Source organism: Bradyrhizobium sp. SZCCHNGR1005 (assembly GCF_032489995.1).
Lineage (GTDB): Bacteria > Pseudomonadota > Alphaproteobacteria > Rhizobiales > Xanthobacteraceae > Bradyrhizobium.
Genome location: NZ_JAUEZC010000002.1, coordinates 959,753 through 971,939 on the forward strand (window position 1 = coordinate 959,753; position 12,187 = coordinate 971,939).

General features: G+C 63.2%; 12 protein-coding genes. 6 read left to right on the plus strand and 6 right to left on the minus strand.

Translation table 11 applies throughout. The annotated features are described in order from the left end of the window. Nucleotides 1-50: 50 nt before the first annotated feature. Entirely contained in the window at nt 51-1,988 is a 1,938-nt protein-coding gene (locus tag QXZ85_RS10510) for a carbohydrate porin (protein ID WP_316174042.1), read from the minus strand. 442 nt (nt 1,989-2,430) lie between these two features. Next, on the minus strand, nt 2,431-3,246 hold the full coding sequence (locus QXZ85_RS10515; RefSeq protein WP_315731345.1) for a creatininase family protein: 816 nt from the start codon (nt 3,244-3,246) through the stop codon (nt 2,431-2,433). Between the two features lie 85 nt (nt 3,247-3,331). Here QXZ85_RS10515 and QXZ85_RS10520 point away from each other — a divergent pair, with 85 nt between their 5' ends. From QXZ85_RS10520 to QXZ85_RS10545, 6 genes are all read left to right on the plus strand, one after another. After that, nucleotides 3,332-4,351, plus strand: coding sequence for an ABC transporter substrate-binding protein (locus QXZ85_RS10520; protein WP_315731342.1), 1,020 nt, complete (start codon nt 3,332-3,334; stop codon nt 4,349-4,351). A gap of 25 nt (nt 4,352-4,376) precedes the next feature. Further along, nucleotides 4,377-5,189 carry an ABC transporter ATP-binding protein gene (locus tag QXZ85_RS10525; RefSeq protein ID WP_409977475.1) on the plus strand — a complete coding sequence of 271 codons (813 nt, stop codon included), beginning with the start codon at nt 4,377-4,379 and terminating at the stop codon, nt 5,187-5,189. 38 nt (nt 5,190-5,227) lie between these two features. Beyond that, the gene (locus tag QXZ85_RS10530; RefSeq protein WP_315701946.1) at nt 5,228-6,013 is read left to right on the plus strand and encodes an ABC transporter permease; all 786 of its coding nucleotides are present in this window, start codon (nt 5,228-5,230) and stop codon (nt 6,011-6,013) included. Beyond that, nucleotides 6,013-6,996, plus strand: coding sequence for a 2-hydroxyacid dehydrogenase (locus QXZ85_RS10535; RefSeq protein ID WP_316165469.1), 984 nt, complete (start codon nt 6,013-6,015; stop codon nt 6,994-6,996). Before QXZ85_RS10530 ends, QXZ85_RS10535 begins: the two co-directional genes overlap by 1 nt. 95 nt (nt 6,997-7,091) lie before the next feature. After that, nucleotides 7,092-7,688 carry an AprI/Inh family metalloprotease inhibitor gene (locus QXZ85_RS10540; RefSeq protein WP_315703117.1) on the plus strand — a complete coding sequence of 199 codons (597 nt, stop codon included), beginning with the start codon at nt 7,092-7,094 and terminating at the stop codon, nt 7,686-7,688. A 108-nt stretch (nt 7,689-7,796) separates the two neighbouring features. Further along, nucleotides 7,797-8,114: a hypothetical protein gene (locus tag QXZ85_RS10545; RefSeq protein ID WP_315701944.1), complete on the plus strand. Its 318-nt coding sequence runs from the start codon at nt 7,797-7,799 to the stop codon at nt 8,112-8,114. Between the two features lie 44 nt (nt 8,115-8,158). Here the strand turns inward: QXZ85_RS10545 and QXZ85_RS10550 are convergent, their stop codons facing one another. The 4 genes from QXZ85_RS10550 to radC form a co-directional block, all read right to left on the minus strand. Then, the gene (locus QXZ85_RS10550) at nt 8,159-8,872 is read right to left on the minus strand and encodes a hypothetical protein (RefSeq protein ID WP_315701943.1); all 714 of its coding nucleotides are present in this window, start codon (nt 8,870-8,872) and stop codon (nt 8,159-8,161) included. Nucleotides 8,873-9,031: 159 nt separating this feature from the next. Continuing rightward, nucleotides 9,032-10,921, minus strand: coding sequence for a multicopper oxidase domain-containing protein (locus tag QXZ85_RS10555; RefSeq protein WP_316174044.1), 1,890 nt, complete (start codon nt 10,919-10,921; stop codon nt 9,032-9,034). A gap of 94 nt (nt 10,922-11,015) precedes the next feature. Continuing rightward, on the minus strand, nt 11,016-11,315 hold the full coding sequence (locus tag QXZ85_RS10560) for a hypothetical protein (protein WP_316174046.1): 300 nt from the start codon (nt 11,313-11,315) through the stop codon (nt 11,016-11,018). A gap of 155 nt (nt 11,316-11,470) precedes the next feature. After that, nucleotides 11,471-12,181 (minus strand): RadC family protein, encoded by a 711-nt coding sequence (gene radC, locus QXZ85_RS10565; RefSeq protein ID WP_315701941.1) that lies wholly within the window; start codon nt 12,179-12,181, stop codon nt 11,471-11,473. Nucleotides 12,182-12,187: the final 6 nt, after the last annotated feature.

Below are 12,187 nucleotides of genomic sequence, written 5' to 3' on the forward strand. Positions count from 1 at the left end.
CAACGGTGAATCCGAGACGGACGCCCACCCAGATGAGGCTTCAGAGACGATCAGAACTCGGCGTGCAGGCGGGCCGAGACAATCGAGACCGGCCCGCGGTCGGCATTGTAGGCGGGATTGGCGATGAACTGGTAGTCGGCCGTGGCCGTGAAGTTCTTGGTGACCTGATAGGCGTAATAGGCTTCGAAAATCTGCTCAGGCCGGTAGTTGAGCCTGCTGTCACCGATCAGGAGCCCGGTGCCGCCAGCCGCGAGGAAATCGCGATGCGCCGCCGACAGGCCGTTGATGGCGCCGCCGATGCCGATCGTATCGTTCGCCCGGCCCCAGAAGCTGCCCTTGATCGAGACGCCGCCGGAGAGACTGCGGTCGATGTCGGTGAATGACAGGATCTCGTTCTGGCCGTCATTCCAACTCACGCGCGCGAACACGCCGACATCGGGAATGACCTGCTGCTCGAGATTGGCATAGAAGCCGTATTTCGGATTCACGTGGCGGATGCTCGCCATCACGTTGTTGATGTCTAGCGTCGGATCGCCGGCCTCGATCGCCAGCGCCTGGCGATAATTGCCGGTCACGCCCTGATTGCCGAATACGCCGAGCCTTAGCTTGCCCGGTTGCGTGAAGATGTTGTGGCGCTCCTCGAACTCGACGACCGCTCCGCCACCGGAGAGGCTGAGCTTGTCGCTGTTCGGCTGTGACGGCACCTGCAGCACTGCGCCGCGGATCGCCCAATCCTTGCGGTTGAGCTCGACCATCGCGCCTCGCGTATAGCCCGGAAGATCGGCCGGGAAATCATAGGCACCGGCTTCCCACAGCGCCCAGTTCATGAAGTCGGCGCGCGGATCGTGCGCGTAGGCGTTGTTGTCGAAGAAATCGCCGACCGCAAAGCGGCCGACGACCAGGGTCACGCGGTCGATGTCGCGCTTGCCGGCGAGCTGGTTGGGGCCGTCGGCGACGTCTTCCTGCTCGCCACCGAGGCCGAAGGTCTGCTTGATGTAATAGCGCTGCGCACGAATGCGCGGATAGGCCGCGCCGGCCTTCTGGGCCTCGCCATTCGGGAAGCCGGCAACGCCGAGCGTTCCGTCGAGGCCGAAGCCCTGCGCAATTTCAGGGTTGAAATAGAATTCGCCGCCGTCCCACAGCCGGACGCCGAGAAAGGCGGTCGTGGTCCAGGTGGACTGGAGCTGACCACGGCCGGGCAGGCTGTTCGGACCGCTATAGGGGGATGAGAAGCTGGGATAGCCTTGCGGCAGGAAGGTCGTCTGCGCGTGGACGTTCCAGTTGTCGGACTCGGGCAGCTTGGGATTTTCGGAGGCCTTCGGTGACCAAAGGCTGTCACCGAACTGATAGTTGAGGCCGACCTTGACCAGATGCAGTTGCGGATCGACCGTCACCGGCGCCAGGCCGAAGCGGTCAAGATTGTAGCTGCGGCGCGCCAAGTCGATATAGTCGTATTCGAGCTTGGCGGTCCAATTGCCGCTCACGGCAAATTCGAGACCCGCACCCGCCGCCCAGCCCAGCTGGGTTTGCCCAACCATGGCGCCGCTGCCGTCATTGACCTCGACATGCGGATGACCCCAGGCAAAACCGCCGGTCACATAAGGCATCCAGTGATCGAAGGTATAGCCGACGCGGCCGCGCAACGTTCCGACATAATCGAGCATCGTGTTGAACGGCGTCGGGGTGAGCCGTGCAACCGCGATCTGATCGACGGGGCTCGGAAATGACGCATCCGTCTCGATCCCGAGCACGACCCGGTTGGCCAATTGATAGTTGTAGCCGATCTGATAGCCACCGATCAGGCCGGTCACACTATGTGGAAACAGCACGCCCTGCATGGGAATGGGATTGGTGCCCGCCCCGAGGCTGCCGCCGCCATAACCAAAATGGCCGCCGAGATAAAAGCCGGTCCAGTCATAAGCGGGCTTGAGGGGCGATGCCTTGGCCTTGAGCGGCAGATCGGTCGCGCCGGCTGGGTCAGCCAACATCACCGCGGCACCCAGCGCAGCGCAAGCGAAGGTAAACTCTTGAGGGTAGAGACGGATCATTGAGCGGGCTGGTCCAAGCAAGGCATCACGCGGCAGCGATTACAATTGCGGGTTCAGTCAGACCTGATTTGCCCGTACCCTGTCACCAGGAAAACGAGCCGCACTCGCTCCTCTGCCGGATAATGCACAAATGGCCCAGCAGCATGTTACGCGTAACGGAACCATTATTGCGAATCATTCGCAAGTTCAACGCGCACAATGCCGCAGGTGCTTCGTTGGCACGGTTCTGTGACGCCCGTGCAACGCTATGCCGACGCGATGCGGGCTGCTCGCGGTGGCCGCCAGCCCGCTTGGAGTCCATCTGTTCGGACGCGGTCCGAATCGAGGGCTGGGCGTGTGGTGGTAAAAAATCGCTTTTATGTAGCAAGCGGTTAGCTTGCCCTCAGCCGCGAGCGCCGGGGCCACTGCCGAGCGTCTTCACGTCGAATTTATCGACGTCATCAAGCAGCTCGCAGAACGCGTGCGCACCGTGCGCGATCAGGCGTTCGCCCTTTTCGGCGCTCGCTTGCGCCGCATCGCCGACCGCGCCGCTCGCATTGAGATCCTGTGTCTGCCAAGCCATTGGCGCCGGCCGTTGTGTCGACAGCCGGCGATAGCGCGCCTCCATCGCGGTCCCCGCGGACGGAAAATTGGCGATCGCATCCATGCGGACGAGATCGGGATGTCGCGCCAGCATGATCGCGGTCTCGACCGCGCCGCCATGAATGCCGTAACGCAACTCGTCCTCCGCAAACAAACCATCCGGCGCGCCGAAGCGCGACCACGACGTGGTGACCGCGAGCATGCCGAACGCTGCGCGCAGATCCTGCGCCACCAGCGTCATGGCCGCGCTGTTGCCGCCATGGCTGGTGACCATCACCAGCTTCTTGAGGCCGGCCCGGGCCACGCTTTCGCCGATCGCAAACCAGCTCTTCAGCGCGACCTCGGTCGGTAAGGTCAGCGTGCCCGGAAAATCGATGTGCTCGGTGGAAATTCCGACCGGTTGCAGCGGCAGAAACGTCACCGGCAGTTTGTCCGATAAGAGATCGCGAACCGCAGCGAGATAGGCTTCTGCGATCAAGATATCGGTACCGAGAGGCAGATGCGGCCCATGCTGCTCGGTGGCGGCCAGCGGCAGCACTGCGATCCAGCCCGCGACATCGGACGTCTCCAGCTCGGGCCAATGAATGGCGGTCCAGTCGCGGGGCGGGAAGGGCATGGGAAGCATTGTTTCTTTCGTCGGTCGGCCGGGTTAGTACTCCACCAACCCCATCATGGGCCAGAATGAACCGGAGAGTCCAATCATGGCGCAGGCGCTTCTGTTCCGAATGTTAACGGCGGCTTGGCTGGCCGTGGCGGTGACGTTTGCGCCTGCGGCGGCCGAGACCCTGGACAAGGTCTCCTTCGGTACCAATTGGGTGGCCGAAGCCGAGCATGGCGGCTTCTTCCAGGCGCTCGCCGACGGCACCTATAAGCGATATGGCCTCGACGTCACCATCGTGCCGGGCGGGCCGAACGACAACAATCGCATGCTCCTGATCGCAGGCAAGCTCGATTTCTTCATGGCCGCGAACACGCTGATGTCGTTCGACGCGGTCGCCAACAACGTTCCGGTGGTGTCGATCGCCGCGATGTTTCAGAAGGACCCCCAGGTGTTTCTGACCCACCCGGAATCGAAGGTCAGCAAGCTCGAGGACCTGAAGCCGCTGACTTTATTCGTCTCCAAGGAGGGGATCTCGAGCTACTATCAATGGCTGAAATCCGAATACGGATTCTCCGAGAAGAACGTCCGTCCTTACACATTCAACTCGCAGCCCTTCATCGCCACCCCGCAGAGCGCGATGCAGGGCTATGTGACGTCCGAGCCGTTTGCCGTGGAGCGCGCCGCCGGCTTCAAGCCGGGCGTGATCCTGCTCGCCGATTACGGCTTCAACACCTATTCGACCCTGATCGAGACGCGCTGGGACATGGTCGAGAAGAAGCCGGATCTGGTGCAGCGCTTCGTCGATGCCTCGATCGTCGGCTGGTATCACTATCTCTACGGCGACAATTCCGCCGGAAACGCGATGATCAAGAAGCTCAATCCCGAAATGACCGACGATCTGCTGGCCTATTCGGTCGCCAAGATGAAGGAATATGGCATCGTCGATTCCGGCGATTCCTTACGCGACGGGATCGGCGCGATGAACGACGAGCGGGTTACCAGCTTCTTCGACAAGATGGTGCGGGCCGGCGTGGTCAAGCCCACTATCGATTATCGCAAGTCCTATACGCTGCGCTTCGTCAACAAGGGCGTCGGCCTCGATCTGCGGCCGAAGAATTGATCCCGCGCGAAACGCCGCACACGCGATGGCTGACCTGTCTCCGTCTGTTCCTTCCCGCATCGCTCCAGCGCCGGCCGTGAGGCTGAGCAGCGTCACCAAGACCTATGATAGCGGGGTGATGGCGCTCGGGCCGCTGGACCTCGATGTCGCGCGGGGCGAATTCATCTCGCTGCTTGGGCCCTCGGGCTGCGGCAAGTCGACCGCCTTGCGGTTGATCGCCGGGCTTGCCGCGCCGACCACCGGCAGCGTCATGTTGGCAGAGGGCGCAAGCGCTTCACGGCCGGATCACAGCATCGGCTTCGTGTTCCAGGAACCGACCTTGATGCCGTGGACCAGCGTGCGCGAGAACGTCGGATTGCCGCTGAAGCTTGCGCATATGCCTGCGGTGGAGGCGCGGCCGAAGATCGAGGCGGCGCTTGAACAAGTCGGTCTGGCCGACTTTGCCGGGCGATTTCCGCGCGAGTTGTCCGGCGGCATGAAGATGCGGGTGTCGCTGGCGCGTGCATTGGTCACCAGTCCTGAGATTCTCTTGATGGACGAGCCGTTCGCGGCGCTCGATGAAATCACCCGCTTCCGCCTCAACAACGATCTGTTGGCATTGTGGCGGAGCTTGCGCATGACGGTGATCTTCGTCACCCATTCGGTGTTCGAATCCGTCTATCTGTCGCAGCGCGTCCTGGTGATGACGGCGCGGCCGGGCCGCTTGGGCGCGGAGATCCGCATCGCAGCCGAAGAGCCGCGCGGCGACGACTTCAGGACCTCCGTCGCCTATGCCGATCATTGCCGCCGCGTATCGGAGGCGCTGGCGCCGGCCTATTCGGGAGCGTCGGCCCTGTGAGCCCGCTCCCCAAACAGACGCCGGACGCGTCCGCGGGAATGGCATTGCGGCCTGCGCTCGGCCTCGTCCTGCCGGTGTTGGTGCTGGCTTTGGGCCTGGGCATGTGGGAGTTCGTGGTTCGGTTCAACGGCATCCCGCCTTACGTGCTGCCCGGCCCGGTGCTGGTGCTGCAAACGCTGGTTTCAGATTGGAACGTGCTGTCGCAATCGCTGCTGACGACGCTGATCACGACCGCGGAGGGTTTTGCCGCAGCGGCGATCGGTGGCATTGGGCTGGCATTGCTATTCAACCAATCGAAATGGCTGGAATACGCGCTGTTCCCTTACGCCATCGTGCTGCAGGTCACGCCGGTGATCGCGATCGCGCCGCTGCTTCTGATCTATCTGCCGCAGCAGACTGCGGTCGTCGTCTGCGCCTGGATCGTCGGCTTCTTTCCGGTGCTGTCGAACACGGCGTTGGGCTTGAACTCGGTCGATCGCAATCTGCTTGGTCTGTTCCAGCTCTATCGCGCCTCGAAGCTGCAGACCTTGCGTTACCTGAAGCTGCCGGCGGCGCTGCCCTACATTCTGGGCGGCCTGCGCATTGCCGGCGGGCTGTCGCTGATCGGCGCCGTGGTCGCGGAGATCGCGGCCGGCAGTGCCGGCGCCGGCTCCGGCCTCGCCTATCGCATTGCGGAATCCGGCTACCGTCTCAACATTCCACGCATGTTCGCAGCGCTGGTCCTGTTGTCGGTAGCCGGGATTGTCATCTACGCCGCGCTGGCGCTATTTTCGCACCTGGTTTTGCGGCGCTGGCATGAAAGTGCGCTTGGAAAGGACATGTGATGGCGGCTGTTCCGTCTGACAAGATCGACCTTCTGATCTACGGGCCGCTGCGGCCGATCCTCGAAAAAGGCTTTCCGGACAATTTCAATCTGCATTTCGCCGAGACGCGCGGCGATCTCGAACGGCTCCCGGCCGGCGCGATCGAGTCGATCCGCGGCATCGCCATGACCTTCCATACGGTTACGGCCGATGCCGCGACCATGGCGCGCTTTCCGAAGCTCGAGATCATCGCAAGCTTCGGCGTCGGCTACGACAACATCGCCGCGGCGCATGCCGGCCAGAACGGCATCGTCGTTACCAACACGCCGGACGTGTTGACCGAAGAGGTTGCCGACGTCGCGTTGGGGCTTCTGATCGCCACCTTGCGTGAGTTCATCAAGGCGGATCGTTACGTGCGGTCCGGCCTCTGGCTGGCTCAGCCTTATCCGCTCTCCGTCGGCTCGCTGCGCAACCGCACGGTGGGGATGGTGGGCATGGGGCGGATCGGCCAAGCGATCGCGCGGCGCCTCGATGCCTCCAAGGTGCCGGTGGTCTATCACTCGCGGAAACCCGCGGCCGGGGTCGCCTATCAGCACTATCCGGACCTGATCGAGATGGCCAAGGCGGTGGATACGCTCGTGGTCATCGTGCCCGGCGGCGCCGGCACCAACAAGATGATCAATGCCGAGGTGTTGAAGGCGCTCGGGCCGAGCGGCGTCGTCATCAACGTTGCGCGCGGTTCCGTCATCGACGAGCAGGCGCTGATCGCCGCCCTGCAGTCGGGCGGCATCCTGGCTGCGGGCCTCGACGTGTTCGAGAAGGAGCCGAACGTTCCGGACGAGCTGAAGAGCATGCAAAATGTCGTGCTGCTGCCACATATCGGTTCAGCCGCGGTGGTAACACGCAATGCCATGGACCAGCTGGTGGTCGACAATCTCAAGGCTTGGTTTGCCGGCAAGCCGCCGCTGACGCCGGTGGCGGAAACGCCGGTGAAAGGTCGCTGATGCTTCGCCTTCTCCCGTTGCTTTTCGCGCTGCTGCTCGGCTGCGTGCATCCTGCGCCGGTCGCGGCGCAGGATGCCGCGGGCTTGAAGAAGGCGATGATCGGGCAATGGGAGCTCGCGACGACCGAGCGCAGCAAGACCTGCGTCGTGACATTGAAGCCGGATTCGTCGCCGCGTGGATTAAAGCTCGAGCTCGAGCCGAATTGCGCCGCGGCGCTGCCCTTCACCAAGGACATCGTCGGCTGGAACGTGAGGGGGCTCGACATCGTGCGGCTGCAGGATGCGACCGGTGAAGCCGTGATCGATTTCACCGAAGTCGAGACCGGAATCTTCGAGGGCGTGCGCCAAGGCGAGGGTGTCTACATCCTGCAGAACCTGGCGGCGGCGCGTTCACTGGCGAAGTCGATGGACCAGATGATCGGCGACTGGGCCATGGTGCGCGGCAATGGCGACACGATCTGCGGGCTCACGCTCACCAACAACGACGCAGGCAACGACAATTTCCAGGTGTTTCTCAAACCGAAATGCGATGCCGCCGTCGCGGCCTTTGCGCCGACGCAATGGCGGCTCGAGCACGGTCAGATGATCCTGATGTCCGACCGAGGCGAGACCTGGCGCTTCGAGGCCGATGACAACGCCCAGTGGCGGCTGGTGCCCGACAGCGCCAATCCGCTGATGATGCTGCGACAGTGATCATCACGTCAACTTTGCGATCGGTGCCTTGACCGTGCCTTGATCTACGCCAAAGAGCCGTAGCCACGAATGGTGTAAGCAATTTCGAATTGAAATGGAGGGGTTAACATGATCCGACATATCGCGACGCGCTTCGGGACGTTGGCCGTGCTCGGGCTCGCGCTTGCCGCGCCGCTTCATGAGGCTGCAGCGCAAGATGCGTTGGGCGGTGCCATCCTGGGTGGCGCCGGTGGTGCGATCATCGGCGGCGCGATCGGCGGTGGCCGCGGCGCGGCGATCGGCGCGGTGCTCGGTGCCGGCACTGGTGCTGCAATCGCCGCCGAAGGCGAGCGCCGCCGTGGCGGCTATTACTACTATCAGAGAGGCTGCTACCTGCAGCGCCCGGACGGCGCCTATGTCCGGGTGCATCCGCGCTATTGCTATTGAGCCTCGCGGGCCTGCGGCGCGACGGCTCTTGATGGTCGCATCTGTTACTTGCGGTGGTAAAGCCCGGTAAATGTGACGCCGGCGCCACCGCAATCGTTGTTGTCTTCGACCAGCAGCCACAGGCCGATCCGCTGCATGCGGACGCGGCATTCGTCGCCCTGATTCGGGCGCTCGAACGGCGTGCTGCCGTCGTCCACGAATGCAAGCATGCCGTCCTTCGGCGCGGCTTGCGCGCCGATCGCGCCATTGTGGAAGTCGCGCGCGGTCGGCACGACCTGCACGCCGTCGATCCTGAGCTTGCCGCCTTCGCCCTTGGCGATCGTGATGCCGCCGCCCGGATGCTCCCAGCTGCCGAGCCAGTCCGAAAGCGTCGGAGTGGTCATCGGTGCGACAGTGGTCAGCGCTGCGTTCGGCAGCCAACCCCTGCTCCAGGTCTGCTTTTTCGCCGTCGGCGATTGATAGGTGATGCAGGTGAATTCGCCGGAGACCTTGCCTACGAGCACGAGATCATTGGTCACGAGATAGGCCGCTCTCCGGCAGGCCTCCGTGGCGGCGGGGCAGGTCGAAGCCTTGAAGTCGTCATCATAAGGGCTCTTGATGAAGTTGACCCGCGGCTGCGCCGTGACCTTCGCGACCGTCAGGGGACGCGTGTCGTCCCAGTCGATTCCGAGGCAGTCGTTCGGGTTCGCGGTCTCGGCCAGGGCCGAACTCACCGAGAGCGCGGCGCCGAGGACCACGCCGATCAGCCTTGCCTGCATTCGAAATCTCCATGCGCGGAAAGCGTTACGGAACTGAGTTGGCGCAGCAGCCTCCCCGGTTCAAATCCGCGCTGCGCGCTCGAACCGGCAGCACGGGACAGCAGGGCCGATCGCAACGGATTCGCCTCTGCGGCTGCCCCCGCCCGCCTAACCGCGCCTTCACGGCGAAGGCGGCACGACGCTGATCTTGGCCATCATGCCCCCGTCTTCATGTTCGAGGATGTGGCAGTGGAAGACAAAGTCGCCGGCCTCTTTGAAGGTGATATCGACCACCACCCGGCTCGGACGGCAACTGCCTCGCTTCCATGCCCCGACCGTCCCGTCACAGCCGGTCCCGCTGGGCAGCGGGATGTTGTCATGCAGGACAATGGGCTCTGCGTCAGGAGGAGACGATTGGCCGTTCGCCGGTCGATCGGTGTTGCCGGGCAGTTGCGTCGCGACGACCGAAAACCGGCTTTGGTGGATGTGGAAATTGTGGTCTTCAGCGGCGATGTTGATGAGCTCCCAGCGCTCGGTCACGCCCTTCCCGCCCGCTGCAAGCGGCAGGCAAACGGCAGGCGCCGCCGCATGATCAAACACCTTGATCGCCAAATCGCCGGTCGGCGCCGTCAGCGCTTGATCTCTCCCGACCTCGCGATAGCCCAATCCGAATGAGAGGCTGCTCGGGTCTTCGTTCGGGAGTCCGAAAATCACCTGCCGCACCCGGTCCGGCGCAAGCGCGGAACAGGGCGCATATTTCCGGGGAGCGTTGAGCTCGGCCAGTCTCGCCGCGAATGCCGCATGTTGCGATGGGCCAACGCGCGCCTGCGACGGCGCGGCGAGGCGTGAAATCGGCGTCGGTTCTTCCAGCCCACTGACGCGCGTCTTGGCAACCTGTCCGAGCGCGCCTTGAGGTCCGAACATCGTCTTGGCCTGCGCCTCGATGCCGAGATAGGAGAGCGGCTTTTGCGCGGCCAGGGCAGGAGCAAAATCGACACGCGCCAGCTCGATGCCGGGCCAGGTGTCGCCAGCGCTGCCGGTATTGAAATTGTAGCTGCGTAGTGCGGCACTGGCCTTTCCGTCCGCGACTCCGGCGCTCTTGCGCGAAACCCAGACGTCGACGCGCGAGCTCGGCATCATCCGGATCCGATCGGCGCATACCGGCTTGCTCCGCCCGGCCGCAGTGGGCGCCCCGGCCGAGGCAACGCATTCGGAAATGTTCAGCTTGTCCGCAAACAGCGCTTGCAGACGCGCGGTCGGTATCTGTGATCCGACATCCGGGCTGACACCGTCGATTGACAGCACCTGGAACTGGAGGTCGCGTCCGCTCGCGTCGTCCTGCAATGCGAGCGAGTAGGTTGCACTCCCCGACGTGTTTGCGATGCGCCAGATCTCTCCTGCGGAATCGACCGACAATGTCGGGTCGATGGCGCCGTTGATGGTGAAGAGCCACTTGCCTTGCGAGTAATCGGTCGGCTGTTGCGCGCCCGGACATAAGCCTTTGCCGAGAACGGCGGTGCCTTGCGGCTCAAGCTCGCCGCAGAACTTCGGATCTTCCTGCAGCTTCAACGTGCCGTCGGCGCGAAGCTGGGTGTCCTTCAGCACCAGATGCCGGACTTTCACTTTATCGGGTTCGCAAGGCTTGGCGCCGCAGCGATATTGCGAAACGCTGCCGACGGTGATGATACCGGCGAGGCCGGCCGTGATCTGGTTGAGCGCCAGCCCATGGGCATGCGGGTGAAACCAGAACAGTCCCTCGGGATGATCGACGAGGTCGATATCGTAGTTGATCACCCCGTCGGGCGTGATGTCGAATTGGCTGGCATGATCGCCGCCATGGTGCATCGCCGAACCCGCCGGATCAGCCCTGTGCGCAAGCTGGCTCGGCGGATCATTGGCCGGATTGATGCCGAGCACGAAGATGTAGTCGCCGTAGCTGTCGCCCGGATCGTCGGCTCGACGTGGCTCGACGATGAGCCCATGGGTGTGCAGGTTGGTTGGATTGTAATGCAGCAAGGTCTCGCCGTTCTCGCCGACGTGCTTGAACTCGCCTTGCGGCACGTCCTTCATGACCGCCGGGAGGCAATTGACGAGGCGAACCTTGAGCCGTTGCGTTCGTGCAAGCTGTAGCCGGACGCCGCCATAAGGGCTTACCGCTTCGTCCTCAACGGTTGGACAGGTGGTTCTCTTGCCGGAGGATCCTTTTCTTGCCAGGGCAGCGTCGCGCATCCGGACCCGCATCCTTCTGGAGGCATGCCTCGTAGACCCAGCCGACCGGAGAGCCTGGCAGCTCTGCCAGTCTCTGCTCGCGGGCAACCAGCAGAATCTCGAGCGGTCCTTTCTTGGCCTGGAGAACCGGCGGAATCGGTAGTTCATCGGCAGCCGGCGAATGCGTGCCCGCCAGGAGGACGGAGATGAACGGAGCTAGAAAAGCGAAGGCATGAAAAATGCTGCTGCGGCGCATGACAATTCTCTTGCATTATATCTCTTGCAATATCGGCGTGCGCCGGTGAGAGGGCGCACGGTCGCCTTCGACAAATAAATTTTGTTACATCTTGAGATTGTATAGCGTCGCCGCGTTCAGCTGACAACCGGTCCGAAAGGGAAACGAGGCGGCATTTAGATCAGCTGCAGGCCTCTCAGGCTGGAATGCCCGTTTTTGCCGACGATGATGTGATCGTGCACGGCGATGCCGAGCGGCTTGGCGATATCCACGATCGCCTTCGTCATGCGGATATCGGCTTGCGACGGCGTCGGATCGCCGGATGGATGATTGTGCACCAGGATGATCGCGGTGGCGGAGAGTTCGAGCGCGCGCTTGATCACTTCGCGCGGGTAGACGGGCGTGTGATCGACGGTACCGGTCTGCTGCACCTCGTCGGCGATCAGGTGGTTGCGCTTGTCCAGGAACAGGAGCCGGAACTGCTCCTTCTCGGCGAAGGCCATGCTGGTGCGGCAATAGGTGATGACCTCCTGCCACGATGACAAAGCGTGGCGCTGCTTCAACTCGCCTTTAGCGATCCGGCTGGCGGCGGCTGCGATCAGCTTGAGCTGCGTGACGACGGCCTCGCCGACGCCCTCGACTTCGCGCAGCAGCGGTCCAGGTGCGTGAATAACTTCGGCGAAGGAGCCGAACTTCTTCAACAGCGCCTTCGCAAGCGGCTTCATGTCGCGTCGCGGCTGCGCCGCGAACAGCACCATCTCGAGCAGCTCATAGTCGCTCAGCGCGTCGGCGCCGGCCGCATGGAAGCGCTCGCGCAACCGCTGCCGATGGCCGTGATAATGCGGCGGCTCGGCGCTCTCGGTGGGATGTTTGGGCTCGCTGGACATCGGAGG

Coding starts and splice junctions, on each gene's coding strand:
- QXZ85_RS10510 (WP_316174042.1), bottom strand. CDS start 1,988: ATGTTGGCTGACCCAGCCGGCGCGACCGATCTGCCGCTCAAGGCCAAG.
- QXZ85_RS10515 (WP_315731345.1), bottom strand. CDS start 3,246: ATGCCCTTCCCGCCCCGCGACTGGACCGCCATTCATTGGCCCGAGCTG.
- QXZ85_RS10520 (WP_315731342.1), top strand. CDS start 3,332: ATGGCGCAGGCGCTTCTGTTCCGAATGTTAACGGCGGCTTGGCTGGCC.
- QXZ85_RS10525 (WP_409977475.1), top strand. CDS start 4,377: ATGGCTGACCTGTCTCCGTCTGTTCCTTCCCGCATCGCTCCAGCGCCG.
- QXZ85_RS10530 (WP_315701946.1), top strand. CDS start 5,228: ATGGCATTGCGGCCTGCGCTCGGCCTCGTCCTGCCGGTGTTGGTGCTG.
- QXZ85_RS10535 (WP_316165469.1), top strand. CDS start 6,013: ATGGCGGCTGTTCCGTCTGACAAGATCGACCTTCTGATCTACGGGCCG.
- QXZ85_RS10540 (WP_315703117.1), top strand. CDS start 7,092: ATGATCGGGCAATGGGAGCTCGCGACGACCGAGCGCAGCAAGACCTGC.
- QXZ85_RS10545 (WP_315701944.1), top strand. CDS start 7,797: ATGATCCGACATATCGCGACGCGCTTCGGGACGTTGGCCGTGCTCGGG.
- QXZ85_RS10550 (WP_315701943.1), bottom strand. CDS start 8,872: ATGCAGGCAAGGCTGATCGGCGTGGTCCTCGGCGCCGCGCTCTCGGTG.
- QXZ85_RS10555 (WP_316174044.1), bottom strand. CDS start 10,921: ATGAAGGACGTGCCGCAAGGCGAGTTCAAGCACGTCGGCGAGAACGGC.
- QXZ85_RS10560 (WP_316174046.1), bottom strand. CDS start 11,315: ATGCGCCGCAGCAGCATTTTTCATGCCTTCGCTTTTCTAGCTCCGTTC.
- radC (WP_315701941.1), bottom strand. CDS start 12,181: ATGTCCAGCGAGCCCAAACATCCCACCGAGAGCGCCGAGCCGCCGCAT.